General features: G+C 49.4%; 12 protein-coding genes and 2 pseudogenes. 10 read left to right on the top strand and 4 right to left on the bottom strand.

The features are described from left to right. Positions 1 to 281: 281 nt before the first annotated feature. From nrdA to yfaE, 3 genes are all read left to right on the top strand, one after another. Positions 282 to 2,561, top strand: coding sequence for a class 1a ribonucleoside-diphosphate reductase subunit alpha (gene nrdA / locus CGZ65_RS07655; protein ID WP_096295416.1), 2,280 nt, complete (start codon positions 282 to 284; stop codon positions 2,559 to 2,561). Positions 2,562 to 2,962: 401 nt separating this feature from the next. After that, complete coding sequence (gene nrdB, locus CGZ65_RS07650) at positions 2,963 to 4,096, top strand: class Ia ribonucleoside-diphosphate reductase subunit beta (protein ID WP_096296134.1); 1,134 nt, start codon at positions 2,963 to 2,965, stop codon at positions 4,094 to 4,096. Between the two features lie 61 nt (positions 4,097 to 4,157). Then, positions 4,158 to 4,457: a class I ribonucleotide reductase maintenance protein YfaE gene (gene yfaE, locus CGZ65_RS07645; protein ID WP_096295415.1), complete on the top strand. Its 300-nt coding sequence runs from the start codon at positions 4,158 to 4,160 to the stop codon at positions 4,455 to 4,457. A gap of 81 nt (positions 4,458 to 4,538) precedes the next feature. Here the strand turns inward: yfaE and CGZ65_RS07640 are convergent. Further along, positions 4,539 to 5,841 (bottom strand): annotated as a pseudogene (locus tag CGZ65_RS07640) (replication-associated recombination protein A). A 208-nt stretch (positions 5,842 to 6,049) separates the two neighbouring features. Between CGZ65_RS07640 and CGZ65_RS07635 the strand changes: the two are divergent. The 7 genes and pseudogenes from CGZ65_RS07635 (at position 6,050) to CGZ65_RS07605 (ending at position 13,132) form a co-directional block, all read left to right on the top strand. Further along, entirely contained in the window at positions 6,050 to 6,421 is a 372-nt protein-coding gene (locus tag CGZ65_RS07635) for a hypothetical protein (RefSeq protein WP_096296133.1), read from the top strand. Positions 6,422 to 6,499: 78 nt separating this feature from the next. Then, a pseudogene (gene thrC, locus CGZ65_RS07630) lies at positions 6,500 to 7,907 on the top strand (threonine synthase). Positions 7,908 to 8,069: 162 nt separating this feature from the next. Beyond that, the gene (locus tag CGZ65_RS07625) at positions 8,070 to 8,849 is read left to right on the top strand and encodes a ferredoxin--NADP reductase (RefSeq protein WP_096296132.1); all 780 of its coding nucleotides are present in this window, start codon (positions 8,070 to 8,072) and stop codon (positions 8,847 to 8,849) included. A gap of 85 nt (positions 8,850 to 8,934) precedes the next feature. Further along, complete coding sequence (gene aroD / locus CGZ65_RS07620) at positions 8,935 to 9,678, top strand: type I 3-dehydroquinate dehydratase (protein ID WP_096295414.1); 744 nt, start codon at positions 8,935 to 8,937, stop codon at positions 9,676 to 9,678. Between the two features lie 211 nt (positions 9,679 to 9,889). Then, positions 9,890 to 10,336: a GNAT family N-acetyltransferase gene (locus CGZ65_RS07615; RefSeq protein ID WP_096295413.1), complete on the top strand. Its 447-nt coding sequence runs from the start codon at positions 9,890 to 9,892 to the stop codon at positions 10,334 to 10,336. Between the two features lie 106 nt (positions 10,337 to 10,442). After that, positions 10,443 to 10,787 carry an insulinase family protein gene (locus CGZ65_RS07610; protein WP_157742744.1) on the top strand — a complete coding sequence of 115 codons (345 nt, stop codon included), beginning with the start codon at positions 10,443 to 10,445 and terminating at the stop codon, positions 10,785 to 10,787. Continuing rightward, positions 10,781 to 13,132, top strand: a complete 2,352-nt coding sequence (locus CGZ65_RS07605) for a M16 family metallopeptidase (protein ID WP_096295411.1) — start codon at positions 10,781 to 10,783, stop codon at positions 13,130 to 13,132. Before CGZ65_RS07610 ends, CGZ65_RS07605 begins: the two co-directional genes overlap by 7 nt. A gap of 66 nt (positions 13,133 to 13,198) precedes the next feature. On the opposite strand, the gene CGZ65_RS14655 is transcribed toward CGZ65_RS07605, so the two are convergent. From CGZ65_RS14655 to CGZ65_RS07590, 3 genes are all read right to left on the bottom strand, one after another. Further along, positions 13,199 to 13,645 carry an MFS transporter gene (locus CGZ65_RS14655; RefSeq protein ID WP_157742743.1) on the bottom strand — a complete coding sequence of 149 codons (447 nt, stop codon included), beginning with the start codon at positions 13,643 to 13,645 and terminating at the stop codon, positions 13,199 to 13,201. 52 nt (positions 13,646 to 13,697) lie between these two features. Beyond that, positions 13,698 to 14,531: an MFS transporter gene (locus CGZ65_RS14650; protein ID WP_157742742.1), complete on the bottom strand. Its 834-nt coding sequence runs from the start codon at positions 14,529 to 14,531 to the stop codon at positions 13,698 to 13,700. Positions 14,532 to 14,653: 122 nt separating this feature from the next. Next, positions 14,654 to 15,817, bottom strand: a complete 1,164-nt coding sequence (locus tag CGZ65_RS07590) for a M20 aminoacylase family protein (RefSeq protein ID WP_096295408.1) — start codon at positions 15,815 to 15,817, stop codon at positions 14,654 to 14,656. Positions 15,818 to 15,912 lie beyond the last annotated feature (95 nt).

Genomic DNA, 15,912 nt, shown 5'->3' with positions numbered 1-15,912 from the left:
GACGGCCGCACGATAAAATCAAAATTACCTGATTTCATAAGCCTTTAGCCATTTCGCTATTTGATGGAGTCTTCAGCTGCGCTCACGCCAAGGCTTGAATTTTCTAGATTATGGCTGTCAAGAGGGTAAAAATGTAAAAATCTTCAGGCCGTCTGAATCTTGCAAACAATCCAAAAAAAACATGCTTTGTCAAGACTAGATGTTCAAATTGAAATACATTATATTGTGTGCCGTAAGATTAATTTATACCGTATCTTGTGTTTTCAGCTAGGACTTTGATGATGAATGCAACCACTCACTTGCAAGTAACCAAACGCGATGGCCGCTTGGAGCCGATTGATTTAGACAAAATCCACCGTGTTGTCACTTGGGCGGCCGAAGGCTTGAATAATGTATCGGTGTCGCAGGTCGAGCTGAAATCCCACATTCAGTTTTACAACGGCATCCGCACCGACGACATCCACGAAACCATCATCAAGGCGGCAGCCGACCTGATTTCGCAAGATTCGCCCGATTATCAGTATCTGGCCGCACGTTTGGCCATTTTCCACCTGCGGAAAATCGCTTACGGCGAATTCGAACCGCCGCATCTTTTCGACCATGTGAGCAAGCTCACCGAGGCCGGCAAATACGACCGCCATATTCTCGAAGACTATACGCGTGAAGAATTTGATGAGCTGAATGCCTACATCGATCATTGCCGCGACATGACCTTCTCATACGCTGCGGTGAAGCAGTTGGAAGGCAAATATTTGGTGCAAAACCGAGTGACCCGCCAAATCTACGAAACGCCGCAGTTTCTGTATATTTTGGTGGCAATGTGTCTGTTCAGCAAATACCCGAAGGCCACACGCTTGGATTATGTGAAGCGCTTCTACGATGCCGTTTCTACCTTTAAAGTATCGTTGCCTACGCCGATTATGAGCGGTGTGCGTACGCCAACCCGCCAATTCTCAAGCTGCGTATTGATTGAGTGTGACGACAGCTTGGATTCCATCAACGCCACCACCAGCGCGATTGTGAAATATGTATCACAACGTGCGGGCATCGGCATCAATGCCGGCCGCATCCGCGGTTTGGGCAGCGAAATCCGCGGCGGTGAAGCGCAGCATACCGGCTGTATTCCGTTTTTCAAAATGTTCCAAGCGGCAGTGAAATCCTGCTCGCAAGGCGGTGTGCGCGGTGGTGCGGCAACTTTGTTCTATCCGATGTGGCACATCGAAGTCAAAAATCTGCTGGTGTTGAAAAACAACCGCGGCGTAGAAGAAAACCGCGTGCGCCATTTGGATTACGGCGTGCAAATCAATAAATTGATGTACACCCGCCTGATTAAAGGCGGCAACATTACCTTATTCTCACCAAACGAAGTGCCGGGTTTGTATGACGCATTTTTCGCCGACCAAGACGAATTCGAGCGTTTGTATACCCAATACGAGCAAGACCCGAACATCCGCAAACGCAGCGTACCGGCCACCGATTTGTTTTCATCACTAATGCAAGAGCGCGCAGGCACAGGCCGCATCTACATTCAAAACGTCGATCACTGCAACACCCACAGCCCGTTTGACCCGAGCGTGGCACCGGTGCGCCAGTCTAACCTGTGTCTGGAAATCGCCTTGCCGACCAAACCTTTGGACAACATCCACGACGAAAACGGCGAAATTGCCTTGTGTACCTTGTCTGCCTTCAACTTAGGCACATTGAACGACTTGGACGAATTCGAAGAAATGGCTGATTTGACCGTGCGCGCCTTGGATGCCTTGCTGGATTACCAAGATTATCCGGTGAAAGCCGCTTATCAAGCGACCATGAACCGCCGCACCTTGGGCATCGGCGTGATTAACTACGCGTATTACTTGGCCAAAAACGGCGTGAAATACAGCGACGATTCCGCCATCGGCCTGACCCACCGCACTTTTGAAGCGATGCAATATTATCTGCTGAAAGCATCGGTCAATCTGGCCAAAGAATACGGCGCTTGCCCGTTGTTTAACGAAACCGTTTATTCGCAAGGCAAACTGCCGATTGACACTTACAAAAAAGATTTGGACGCCATCTGCCAAGAGCCACTGCATTACGATTGGGAAGCCTTGCGCGCCGACATCGTTAAATACGGCTTGCGCAACTCAACCCTGACTGCCCTGATGCCGTCTGAAACCAGCTCGCAAATCGCCAACGCCACCAACGGCATCGAGCCGCCGCGTGGATTGGTGACGGTGAAAGCATCGAAAGACGGTATCTTGAAACAAGTCGTGCCGGAGTTTGAAAACCTGAAAAATGCCTACGAAACCCTGTGGCAAATGCCGAGCAACGACGGCTATCTGAAATTGGTGGGCGTGATGCAGAAATTTGTCGATCAAGCGATTTCAGCCAACACCAGCTACGACCCGGGCAAATTCGAAGGCGGCAAAGTTTCCATGAAACAAATGCTGAAAGACCTGCTCACCGCCTACAAATACGGCGTGAAAACCCTGTATTACCACAACACGCGCGACGGTGCGGACGATACGCAGGCTGATTTGCAGGATGACGGCTGCGCGGGCGGGGCTTGTAAGATTTGATGAAGTTAGAGTTTTAAATTGCTTATGTATATTAAGGCTTTCTTTCGAAGGCCTTTGCTTGAAGCAATAAGCTCTGGTTCTTTGAAATAAAGCTTTATTTACATAAATTATTACCATATTCATAGGTATTATGAAAAAAAGCTTTATTAAAAACATCACTTCAAACCCAGTAAACTTAGGCATAGTTTGTTTGGCTATTTGTCTCAAACTGGTTTTTGTTCTCTATTTCATGAGCTCAAGTATTTCTAATATTGGAAGTCTTGAATTTAAGAAAAAGGGCGATGAGGTTTTAATCAAATATACGAAGCAGTAACACGATTTAAGTATGCCCGTATGAGCATTTTCAGACGGCTTTTGTACGATAGACAAGAGAGAATACAATGTCTTGCGACCATTTAACCATGTCATACAGCACATTCACCAAAACACCGAACGATGCATTAAAAGAACCAATGTTTTTCGGCCAGTCGGTGAACGTAGCGCGTTATGACCAGCAAAAATACGAAATTTTTGAAAAACTGATTGAAAAACAATTGTCTTTCTTTTGGCGTCCGGAAGAAATCGATGTGTCGCGCGACCGCATCGACTATTCCAATTTGCCGGAACACGAAAAACACATTTTCATCAGCAATTTGAAATACCAAACGCTGCTGGATTCGATTCAAGGCCGCAGCCCAAATGTAGCGCTGCTGCCGTTGGTGTCGATTCCGGAGTTGGAAACGTGGATTGAAACATGGTCGTTTTCCGAAACCATCCACTCGCGCAGCTACACCCACATCATCCGCAACATCGTCAACGATCCGTCGGTTGTGTTTGATGATATTGTGCAAAATGAATACATCATCGCGCGTGCGGAAGACATTGCCTGTTATTACGATGAATTAATTGAATATACGCAGTATTACAATCTGTTCGGCGAGGGCAAGCACAATGTCAAAGGCAAAACGGTTGAAGTTTCGTTGCGCGAGTTGAAGAAAAAGCTGTATTTGTGTTTGATGTGTGTGAATGTGCTTGAAGCGATTCGTTTCTACGTGTCGTTCGCCTGCTCGTTTGCCTTTGCCGAGCGCGAATTGATGGAAGGCAACGCCAAAATCATCAAGCTGATTGCGCGTGATGAAGCCTTGCACTTAACCAGCACGCAGCACATGCTGAACTTAATGCGCGCCGGTGTCGATGATCCGGAAATGGCGCAAATTGCAGCGGAGCTGGAAAACGATTGCTTTGAATTGTTCAAAAAAGCGGCCGAGCAGGAAAAAGAATGGGCGGCTTATTTGTTTAAAGACGGCTCGATGATTGGCTTGAACAAAGAAATTTTGGGTCAATACGTCGAATACATCACCAATCTGCGTATGCAGGCGGTGGGTTTGAAACCGGCATTTGAAGGCGCGAGCCAAAACCCGATTCCGTGGATTAACGCGTGGCTGTCGTCCGACAATGTACAGGTCGCGCCGCAGGAAGTGGAAATTTCTTCTTACCTGATCGGGCAAATCGATGCGGAAGTCAACGCCGACGATTTGGGCGATTTCGAGCTGTAACACTTCACTTACAAAAGGCCGTCGGATTGAGCATTTCTTTCAGACGGCCTTTTATCAAACTATGGCCATTATTAGCACACATGACAAAATTTTTGAGCTGCAAGACGGCGAAACCCTGCTGGAAGGGCTGGAACGTACCGGCCACGAGGTTGAGTACCAATGCCGCAGCGGCTATTGCGGTTCATGCCGTCTGAAAATCATCAGCGGCAAGGTCGGCTATGATGATTTTCCGTTGGCCTTTATCACACCCGGCGAAATCCTGCCTTGTTGCTGTCGGGTCACGGAAGACATCACGCTTGATTGCCGTACTAAAATTCACGAGCCAGATTTGTTTGATGTGGATTTGTTTGACAAAGAATAAAAAATCATTGAAAAGGCCGTCTGAAATATTGGGTTTCAGACGGCCTTTTGATGATAAATCATTCAAAACCAGCCAATCATTTTATTTTAAGGCTTCATCATCCAGCGATTTCAGCCAAGCCAGTTTTTCGCCGATTTTGATTTCCAAGCCGCGTGGCACGGGTTGGTAAAATTCAGGCTCGTCCAAGCCGTCGGGCATATAGGTTTCTCCGGCGGCATAAGCATGCGGTTCATCGTGGGCATAGCGGTATCCGCGACCATAGCCTAATTCTTTCATCAGCTTGGTCGGCGCATTGCGCAAATGCACCGGCACTTCATCGCTGGCATTTTCCCGCACAAATGCGCGCATTTGGTTGTAGGCATTGTAACCCGCATTTGATTTTGCCGCCGAAGCCAAATACAACACGGCTTGTGCCAAAGCCAGTTCGCCTTCGGGGCTGCCCAAGCGTTCGAAAGTGGTGGCGGCATCGTTGGCAATCTGAAAGGCGCGCGGGTCGGCTAGGCCGATGTCTTCCCAAGCCATGCGCACAATGCGTCGTGCCAGATAGCGCGGGTCGGCGCCGCCGTCGATCATGCGGCAGAACCAATACAGTGCGGCATTGGGTGGGAGCCACGCACGGATTTGTGCAGGGCGGAGATCTGGTTGTAGAAGCTCTCTCCGCCTTTATCGAAACGGCGGATTTGCGCCCCAAGCTTTCTGCGAGAAAAGCGGCATCTAAGGTTTTCAGACGGCGCGTATCGGCAGCGCGGAGCAGTTGTTCCAATAAATTCAGCATGCGCCGTGCATCGCCGTCGGCCGTGTTCACCAATAATTCGCGTGCTTCAGCATCAATTTCAAAATCTTGATATTCGGGCAAGGCCAGCACTTTTTCAATTAATTGCTGCAAATCTTGTGCAGATAAGGATTGCAACACATACACTTGCGCACGGCTGAGCAAGGCCGGATTGACTTCAAACGATGGGTTTTCCGTGGTCGCGCCGATAAAGGTCAGCAAGCCGCTTTCCACATGCGGCAGAAAAGCATCCTGCTGCGCTTTGTTGAAACGGTGTACTTCATCGACAAACAAAATCGTCGCGCGCCCCTGTTGCAGGGCGGTTTCGGCTTTCAGGATGGCCTCGCGGATGTCTTTTACGCCCGAAAATACAGCCGATACAGGCAGAAACTGCGCATGGAAACTTTGCGCGAGAATGCGTGCCAATGTGGTTTTGCCGACACCGGGCGGCCCCCACAGCAGCATGGAATGCGGTTTGCCGCCTTCTACCGCCACGCGCAACGGTTTGCCTTCGCCGATTAAGTGCTGCTGGCCGATGACTTCGTCTAAAGAATGCGGCCGCAGGCGTTCGGCGAGCGGGGCGTCGGGTTGACGGGTAAATAAATCGTTCATGACAGATTCCGTTTCAGACGGCATTGTGGTTTTCTTGCCGGATATTATAGCGCAAGCGTTCGCATGATTCAGAGCCTTGCTGTATAATATGCCGGAAATTTAAACCGTGGCGCCGATTAGGCGGCATACGTTAAAAACAGGCGATTCGGGCGAGGTAGCCATGCCCGTTATCATATTGATTTGAATGTTCCGTTTGGAAGGTTACAGAATGAAAAAAATCTTGGCAGCCGCTGTGTCGGCTTTATTGTTGGGCGCATGTGCGAGTGGTACAGGTACGTCCATCAACGGCTTGGGCAGCGGTACCGGCATCGGCAGCAGCGTGGTGAAAATGGCGGTGGAAAACCAATGCCGCACCGAATTGAACAAGCGCAACGAATGGCGCATGGTGGCTTTGGCCATGTCGGCCGAAAAACAAGAAGAATGGGAAAGCAAAATTTGCGGCTGTGCCAGCGAAGAAGCTCCTAACCAACTGACTGCCAATGAAATGATGCAGGTTTTGAATCCAAGCACCCGTACACAAGCTTTGGCGACTGTGACCGCTAAAACCGTGACTGCTTGCGTAAAACGCATTTACCGCTAATTATATTGTTCAGACGGCCCGAAAATACTTCAGGCCGTCTGAAATCTTTAATGATTAAACAGATACAGAGTAGAAAACATGAAATACATCAGCACGCGCGGTGCCACTGCGCCGAAATCGTTTAGCGAAGTATTATTGATGGGCTTGGCACCCGACGGCGGCTTGATGCTGCCCGAGCATTATCCGCAAGTGGGCGAGGTGACCCTGCAAGAATGGCGCACGCTGAGCTACCCTGAGCTGGCGTTTAAAATCATCAGCCTGTTTGCTACCGATATTCCAAGCGATGATTTGCGCGATATTGTCAACAGCACCTATACCGAAGCTACGTTCGGCACCAAAGAAATTACGCCTGTGCGCAGCCTTTCAGACGGCATCAAAATTGAAGCTTTGTCTAATGGCCGACCTTGGCCTTTAAAGACATGGCGATGCAGTTTTTGGGTAACGCGTTTGAATATGTGTTGAACAAAGAAGGCAAGCAAGTCAACATTTTAGGTGCGACCAGCGGCGATACCGGTTCGGCGGCGGAATATGCTTTGCGCGGCAAAAAAGGTGTGAATGTATTTATGCTCTCGCCGGAAGGCAAAATGAGTGCGTTCCAACGCGCGCAAATGTTCAGCCTGCAAGACGAAAATATTCACAACATTGCCGTAGAAGGCATGTTTGATGATTGCCAAGACATCGTTAAAGCCGTGCAAAACGATGCCGAATTCAAAGCCAAATATCATGTCGGCACGGTTAACTCGATTAATTGGGCCGTATTGTGGCGCAAGTGGTGTACTATTTCGCCGGTTATTTCAATGCCACCACCAGCAATGAGCAAAAAGTGAGCTTCTGCGTACCAAGCGGCAATTTTGGTAACGTGTGCGCCGGCCATATTGCGCGCCAAATGGGTTTGCCGGTGCATCGCTTAATCGTGGCAACCAATGAAAACGATGTGTTGGACGAGTTTTTCAAAACCGGCCGTTACCAACCCCGCACCACCGAAAACACTCACGTTACCTCAAGCCCGTCGATGGACATTTCCAAAGCGTCGAACTTCGAGCGTTTTGTGTTTGATTTGATGGATCGCGATGCCGATACAATCCAAAACCTGTGGGCTGAAGTGGCATCAGGTAAAGGCTTTGATTTGAAAGGCCATTTAGAAGAAATCCACGAAAAATACGGTTTTGTATCGGGTAAATCGACCCACGCCGACCGCTTGGCGACCATTCGTCAAGTGTACGAGCAAGACGGCGAATTGATTGACCCACACACCGCCGACGGCGTGAAAGTGGCGCGTGACGTGCGCGAAGCGGGCGAAACCATCGTTTGCTTGGAAACTGCGTTGGCGGCCAAATTTGACCAAACCATTTATGAAGCGGTGGGTAACGTGACCATTCCTCGTCCGGACGGTCTGGCAGGCTTGGAAGATCTGCCGCAACGCGTCGAAGTGGTGAAAAACGATGCTGAGCTGGTGAAAGACATCATCCGCAAAGCATTGGATTAATCACTCATAAGGCCGTCTGAACCTGATTGATTCAGACGGCCTGAACCATGAAATATGGGCGCTTGGCCTCATAAACAGCCCGGTACCCTGATTGAAAACGGTTATATTTCAAAACAGTTAGAAAAAGTGCCGGCAACGGCTTTTGTTCATAGGAAAAGATTCATGTCATCAAAATTTTATACTGAAAAGGTGTTGTCAGTGCATCACTGGACAGATGCTTATTTCTCTTTCACCTGCACCCGCGATGAATCATTGCGCTTTGAAAACGGCCAATTTGTAATGATTGGCTTGATGGTAGACGGCAAACCATTAATGCGCGCCTACAGCGTGGCATCGGCCAACTGGGAAGAGCATTTGGAATTTTTCAGTATTAAAGTGCAAGATGGTCCGTTGACCAGCCGTTTGCAGCATTTGCAAGTAGGCGATGAAGTGTTGATCAGTAAAAAACCGACCGGCACTTTGGTGGCAGGCGACTTAAATCCGGGCAAACATTTGTACCTGCTGAGCACCGGCACCGGCCTTGCCCCATTCTTGAGCGTGACCAAAGACCCTGAAATTTACGAGCAGTTTGAAAAAGTGATTTTGGTGCACGGCGTACGTTACAAGCAGGATTTGGCTTATTACGGCCATTTCACCAAAGAGTTGCCGGAGCATGAATATTTGGGCGGAATGGTGAAAGAAAAATTAATCTACTATCCGGTGGTATCGCGCGAAGAATTTGAACATCACGGCCGCCTGACCGATTTGATGAAGAGCGGTAAATTGTTTGAAGACATCGGGTTGCCGCCGATGAATCCGCAAGACGACCGCGCAATGTTGTGCGGCAGCACCGCGATGAACAAAGATACCGCCGCCATTCTCAACAGTTTCGGCCTGACCGCGTCGCCAAAAGTAGGCCAACGTGGTGATTACTTGATTGAACGCGCGTTTGTGGATCAATAATCGCTGACCGCGTTTAGCCTTCATAAGGCCGTCTGAACATATTATGCTTTCAGACGGCCTTTCATTCTAAAATAAAGGAGAAAAAATGAATACCGTTCAAATCAAAAACGTGACGCTGGGTGCAGGCAGCCCGAAAATTGCCGTGCCGCTGGTGGCCAAAAATTCGGAAGGTCTGCAGCAAGCGATTGCTGGCTTGGCCGGATTGAGTTTCGACATTGTGGAATTTCGTGTCGATTTTTTAGACATTGCCGCCGATGCCGTGTTGGCGCAAACGGAAATGGTGCGCCAAGCTTTGCCGGATACGCCGCTGCTGTTTACCTTCCGCCGTGCAGTAGAAGGCGGCGAATGCCCTTGCGACGACAATTATTATTTTGACTTGGTTCACCTCGCGATTGAATCGGGTTTGGTGGATATTATTGATATTGAACTGTTTGCCGGTGATGAAAAAGTGCAAGCAGCGGTGCAGGCTGCGAAGGCTAAAGGTGTGGCAGCGCTGTTGTGCAATCATGATTTTGACAAAACACCGGAAAAAGAAGAGATTACAGGCCGTCTGAAAAAAATGGAAAGCTTGGGTGCGGACATCTGCAAAATCGCGGTGATGCCGCAAAGCGCTGCCGATGTGTTGACCTTGTTGGACGCCACGCAAGAAGTGTATCAAACCGCCAAGCAACCGATTGTCACCATGTCGATGGGCAAGCTCGGTGTAATCAGCCGTTTGGGCGGGCAAACCTTCGGCTCGGCCATGACCTTCGGTGCCGCAGCCAAAGCGTCGGCGCCGGGGCAGATTGGTGCAAATGATTTGCGCCGTATTTTGGATACCTTGGCTTAAGTCATTTTATATGAATAGGTCGATACCTTGGCAAAACCCCGGATTTGAACGCAGTTCGAAGTCGGAGCAGCACTGAAAGCGCAGACATATCATGGATAGGCAGGCTTTCGAGCAATGCATAAGCATAACGAAGAAATGGGCTAAAGATGGGGAATGTGCAAAGGCCGAAGGCCGTCTGAATTTCAGACGGCCTATTGATTAGAAAGGCAGCATGAATTGGTATATTAAAGCATTTGCCGAATTGAGCCATCTCGAGTTGTGGCAGATTTATCAAAGCCGCGTCGATGTTTTCGTGGTGGAACAAAATTGCCCTTATCCGGAAGTAGACGATAAAGATTTAGCTGCGCTGCATGTATTCGCCGAAAAAGACGGTCAATTAGCCGCTTACTGCCGTATTATCTCAGAAGATACGCTGATTAAAATCGGGCGTGTGTTGGTGGTATCGTCATTTCGGCAGATGGGTTTGGGCAGGGTGTTGATGCAGCAAGCCTTGCAGGTGGTGCAACAGCGTTTTCCCCGACAGGAAATCTATATTGAAGCGCAGCTTTATCTGCAGCGGTTTTATGAATCTTTGGGTTTCCACAAAATCTCGGATGAATATTGGGAAGACGGTATTCCGCACATCGATATGATGTGGTGTAAAGATGAGGCCGTCTGAAAAAGTAGGAATATAAGCAATTCAATGTATTCATTTTAAATAAATTGAGGCTATAATGCTTCATTATAAAGCCGCTTCAGACGGCCTCATTAAACGGAAACTCTTCATGAAGCTCACTTATTTTGTCGTGTCGGCAGTTATCGGCACGACGTTGCCTGCTTATGCCAATCAATCGCTGTATGCCACCGGTAAGCTTGAGAATGGCTTGACTTATCATATTTTCAAAATTCCGTCGGCCGGTAAGCGGCTGATGACACGCATGAATGTCGGCGTGGGCGCAGCCGATGAAAATGACGGAGAAGAGGGCATTGCCCACATCACCGAGCATATGGTGTTTCAATCTTCGCCGCAAAACCCGCAAGGCTTGTCCGGCTGCCTGATGAAAGACGGCTGGCAGATGGGGCGGCATTTCAATGCGCAAACCACTTACGACTATACCGCTATATGCTGACGCCACCACGCGGGATCAAACAGCTTGATGAAACCTTATTGATTTACCGTCAAATTTTGCAGCCTAAGCAATTTTCCGCTGCCGATTGGGAAAAAGAGCGGCAAGTGATTTTGAGCGAGTGGCGCCAACAGCAAAGCCTGCAACACCGCCTAGGCCGTCAGCAGCATGAATTGATGTATAAAGGTGCGCGCCAAGGGCGGTATGCACCGATTGGGCGTTTGGAAGCCATCAAGAAAGCCGACATGAAAACCGCCAGCGATTTTCACAACCGTTGGTATGGTGTCAACAATGCCGTGTTGGTGGTGATGGGTGATATAAGTATTGACGAAACTTCCGCCCTGATTCAAAAAGCATTCGGCAGTTTGCAGCCGATTACCTTGAGTGAGCGCCGTCACGAAGAATATGAGCCGACTTTGCAAAACGGTTGGCACATTGCGCAAGTAGCCGACCGCGATAACGTCGAAAACAAATTATCGCTGGTATTCCGCTTCAAAAAACAGCCGGCCTCAGCTTACGAAGAGCATGCTTATCAGCGTTTGCTGGATAATTTCGCCGCGTTTATCGTCAACCGCCGCATCCAACAATCGGGCGAAGATGTGGTATTGAAAATGGATACGTTGGGACGCAATACCGGCGCTTTGGTGTTGCAATCTGAAACTGCGCCGACTCAGCATAGTGAAATGTTGGACGTATTGCGTCATTTGCGCCAAGATATTTTAAATACACCGGCCACCAACGAGGAATTGGCGGAATACCGCAAAGCGCTGCACAGTAATTTGTCGCCTCAAAAGGCCGGTATTCCCAATGACTTAGGTAAAGTTGCAGCGATGAGCGATGAAACCGTATTGCGTGGTTTCCCCCTGCCTGATGCCGAAATCCAAACCATAGACCGCAGCCAGCTTTACCGTATTAACGCCAAAGTGGTGAATGAGCGCATTGCCGGTTGGTTGAACGCGCCCGATAAAATGATTCAGGTGCAAGCGCAGGCAGATGAGAAAGTAAAATTACCTGAAGTATCGAAATTGAATCATGTGATCAGGCCGTCTGAAAGCAGTTCAGACGGCCTAAGCGAACCGCGTTTTGCTGAAAACCAAGGCGGCAGAATTGTGGCCGAACGCCATGATGCCAAATTAAACCTGCATTACCTGACTTTAAGCAACGGTGATACGGCAGTGGTGATGAAATTGCCGATGGCAGGAAACAACCTGTATTTCAAAGCCTTATCCAATGTCGGCTATTGGAATCAGCCGCAACGGGTCTGGCAGGCAGAGATTTTGGCCGATGTGTTGGCACGTTCAACACCGCAGGGGATGGGGGCGGCCAATTTCAAACAATGGCAGCAAAAGCAGGGCATAAAACAATACCGTTTCCGTTTGGATGGTTATCACCAAACCACCGATGCGCAAGCAGCCAAAAGCGCGTTGCAACCGGTGTTGCAGCTTTACCGGCAACAGCAGACTGCACCTGATTTGAGCGGCTGGCAACAGGCTGTGAAGCGGGAAGAGTCGCGCTTTAAGGTGGCGCAATATGCCAAATCAAGTCGGCAACGCGATGCCTTTAACACGCTGCAATATGGCCGCAATGCGCTGATGCCGTCTGAAAGCCGCGCTTATAATGAATTGAATGAAGCCGCTTTCCGACAACAATGGCAAACGCTGGCTATTGCGCCGACTACTTACTACATCGTCAGCAATCTGCCGATTGAAAACGTGAAGCCTTGGGTAGCGCAATATTTAGCCGATATTCCGCGCCAAGCCGTGCAGCCGACTAAATATCCTTGGCAAAGCGGTCGTCAAATGCAGCAAATTGCCGTTAACGATACGCAAGGCACGGATGTGCAAGCCTTGTCGTGGCAAACCCTGCCGAAACTTTCACCGGCGCAATATGAGCAAATCAAGCTGTTGAACAATATCGCCAATGCACGTTTGAAAAATGAATTACGCAGCAAACAGCAAAGTGTTTACGGTGTGAAATTTCAGGCTGAGCCGAATATCGGGCAAAACCGCATGCAAAGCCACCTGTCGTTTAATGCGTCAAGCGAACAGGCTCAAGCCGCTTGGCAGGCAGCGCAAAAGGTGTTGAACGGCTTGCCTGACAATATCGGCTTTAGCGAAGCGCGCAATTTGCGCAAGCTCTTTGTCGAACAGGAAAATGCCCGCCGCCTTAAGCCCGAATTGTGGTTGGAACGTTTGGTGACCAGCCATCAAAACTACGGCGATGCGCGTTATTTGACCGAGGTTCCCAATATTCCGGCAACTTTCAGCCGTAACCGGTTGCGCGAAACGGCGAAATGGATGTGGTCGGCGGAAAATGAGAAAGTTTTGATGATGACACCGCGGCCATAATCGGCTGATAACAATGCCGTCTGAACAGAGTTTCAGACGGCATTGTTCCACATTCTCCGATAGCTTTCAGACGGCCTGATTAGATTTGCCACCATCTCGAGGAATCAGTAGCGCAATAGATAAGCAGGAAAGCAAAGCGAGTACCAACATCAACCATAAAGCAGCTTGTGCAGCTTGGTGTACGCCTGATGCTTGCAAGGCGCTGAACACCGTGGCGCCGCTGGCAATGCCGAAAGATGCACCGAGTGCACTCGCCATTTTATATACCCCGGCCGCGACACCGGCTTTCTCAAACGGCGCATTCACCATCGCGCAATCGGCTGATGGTGTGGCATAGCAGCCCAAGCCGAAACCGAACAGCGCAAACGAAATCACCACTTGAACCATGTAGGTTTCGTGGCTGACATTGGTCATGGATAAGCCCAAAATGCCTGTGGCGGTAATCAACACGCCAATAAACATAGGTTTTTTATAGCCGAATTTTTGCAACAGTTTCTCGCTGGCCCTAATCATGATTAATACCATGGTCAAATAGCCAGAGATTTCAGACCGGCTTCAAACGGCGTTAAACTGTGACCTTTTGCAGATAAGTGTTGATGATGAAAATGGTGCCGGCGGTGCAGTTGAGCAGGAAATTGGATAAACATGCACCGTTGTAGCCACGGTTTTGAAACAGTGAAAAATCCAAAAAAGCCGCCGATTTTAAGCGGATTTCAGTGAGGAAAAACACAATGGCCATCACGATAAAGCTGGCCAGCATGGCTAAGCTGAACGGATGACTAAAGCCTAAGCGGAAACCTTTGGTAATCAATAAATTGAGTGCGAGTAAGCCTAATACGCAGGAAAACAGGCCGGTGTAATCGTAGCGGCGGATCGCGGTTTGCGGCGATTTGCTTTCCGGTGTGCCGCGCATCAGCAGCATGCCGATGATGGAAATCGCAATCGAGAGTAAGAAAATACTCTGCCAGCCTAGATAAGTGGCGATGGTGCCGCCGACAAAAGAAGACAAACCCGAGCCGCCGAACGAACCGATTGCCCAAAAGCTAAACGCCCGCTGCCGCGCCGCGCCGTGGTAATAGTTTTTAATGACGGAAAGCGTGGCCGGCATGATGCAGGCCGAAGCCAAGCCCTGAAACACACGTCCGAGCCCGAAGCTGACAGGACCTTGGGCGAAATACAAAAATAAGCAGGCAATGATGTTGAGCAGAAAGCCGATATAAGTCAGGCGCACGCGGCCGAATTTATCCGCCAGCCCGCCCATCAATACGATAAAGCAACCGGAAAACAGCGAGCCTAAACTAATCACCGCATTGAGCGACGTATCGGGCATGGCAAGGCTGCGCTGAATGTCGGGGGCGACGTTAAATACGGCCTGATAAAACAGCCAAAACGTCAGCACCCCAATACCATGCCGAAAAGCAGCCGGTCGTTGCCTTCAAATGGTTGAGAATGGTTTTGCATAGTGATACATCCTAAAATATATTCAGACGGCCTGAAGACGCAGATAGGCCGTCTGAAAGATTAACGTAAATATTTTTCAGTCAATGCACACCAATAGGCCGCTGCCGGCACAATAATCTCATCATTGAAATCATAAAGCGGATTATGCACCATACACGCGCCCGGTTCGTCACCGTTGCCGACGAAACAGTAATTTCCGTTAGGATTAGCTTCCAGCATAAAGGCAAAATCTTCGCTGCCCATCAATGGCGGAGCGGTATGCACTTTTTCTTCACCGAATAATTCGGTTGCCACTTCTCGGGCAAAACGCGTGGCTTCACGGCCGTTGATTAAAGGCGGGCAGCCGTTGATGTGTTCTATGGTGGCAGTAGCGCCGAAACTGTTGGCCTGTGCTTGGGCCATTTCGCTGATGCGGCGGCACACCAATTCGCGCACTTCCGGCTTCAAGGTGCGCACAGTCAGTTTCATCAAGGCTTTGCCGTTGACCACATTAGGCGCATTACCTGATTGAATACAGCCCACGGTTACCACGGCCTGATCGAGCGGGCTGACATTGCGCGAAACGATGCTTTGCAGAGCGATGGTGATGTGGCAGGCAACCAAGGTCGCATCAATGCCTGACTCGGGCATGGCGCCGTGGCCGCCGACACCTTGAATGTGAATATGAATTGTATCCGACGAAGCCATGGTCGAGCCTTCGCGGAAGTAAAATTCGCCGGTCTTCATTTTCGGCATATTGTGCAAACCGAAAATCATGTCGCAAGGAAACAAATCAAACAAACCGTCATCCAGCATCACCCGGCCACCGTAAAGCAATTCTTCCGCAGGCTGGAAGATAACGCGTAAGGTGCCATTAAAATTGCGGGTTTCCGCCAAACGTTGGGCCGTCGCCAATAAAATGGTGGTGTGGCCATCGTGGCCGCAACCGTGAAATTTGCCGTCTATTTTACTGCACCAGCCGTGGGTATTTTCTTCATGAATGGGCAATGCATCCATATCTGCGCGCAGACCGATGATTTTTTTACCGCCGCCGTTTTTTAACGTACCGACTACGCCGGTTTTGGCCAAGCCGCGATGCACTTCATAGCCCCATTTTTGCAGTAAATCGGCAATGATGTCGCCGGTGCGCTGTTCTTCAAAGCCAAGCTCGGGGTGTTGGTGGATTTGGCGGCGCAGACGGGTGAATTCTTCTTCTCTTTGTTGCAGTATTTGCAGATGGCTCATGATATTTCCTTTGGATTTTTAGGAATTATTGTAGGTAGAAAAGTTCAACCATCGTAACAATTTTGTTAACAATGTGCAAATGCAAAAAGGCCGTC

Origin of the sequence: Neisseria weixii, from assembly GCF_002327085.1 — a bacterium.
In the GTDB taxonomy this organism is placed as follows: Bacteria; Pseudomonadota; Gammaproteobacteria; order Burkholderiales; family Neisseriaceae; genus Neisseria; species Neisseria weixii.
The sequence above is the reverse complement of the archived record's forward strand: the minus strand, read 5'-3'. Positions and strand labels throughout refer to the sequence as shown.

Coding starts and splice junctions, on each gene's coding strand:
- nrdA (WP_096295416.1), top strand. CDS start 282: ATGAATGCAACCACTCACTTGCAAGTAACCAAACGCGATGGCCGCTTG.
- nrdB (WP_096296134.1), top strand. CDS start 2,963: ATGTCATACAGCACATTCACCAAAACACCGAACGATGCATTAAAAGAA.
- yfaE (WP_096295415.1), top strand. CDS start 4,158: ATGGCCATTATTAGCACACATGACAAAATTTTTGAGCTGCAAGACGGC.
- CGZ65_RS07635 (WP_096296133.1), top strand. CDS start 6,050: ATGAAAAAAATCTTGGCAGCCGCTGTGTCGGCTTTATTGTTGGGCGCA.
- CGZ65_RS07625 (WP_096296132.1), top strand. CDS start 8,070: ATGTCATCAAAATTTTATACTGAAAAGGTGTTGTCAGTGCATCACTGG.
- aroD (WP_096295414.1), top strand. CDS start 8,935: ATGAATACCGTTCAAATCAAAAACGTGACGCTGGGTGCAGGCAGCCCG.
- CGZ65_RS07615 (WP_096295413.1), top strand. CDS start 9,890: ATGAATTGGTATATTAAAGCATTTGCCGAATTGAGCCATCTCGAGTTG.
- CGZ65_RS07610 (WP_157742744.1), top strand. CDS start 10,443: ATGAAGCTCACTTATTTTGTCGTGTCGGCAGTTATCGGCACGACGTTG.
- CGZ65_RS07605 (WP_096295411.1), top strand. CDS start 10,781: ATGCTGACGCCACCACGCGGGATCAAACAGCTTGATGAAACCTTATTG.
- CGZ65_RS14655 (WP_157742743.1), bottom strand. CDS start 13,645: ATGATTAGGGCCAGCGAGAAACTGTTGCAAAAATTCGGCTATAAAAAA.
- CGZ65_RS07590 (WP_096295408.1), bottom strand. CDS start 15,817: ATGAGCCATCTGCAAATACTGCAACAAAGAGAAGAAGAATTCACCCGT.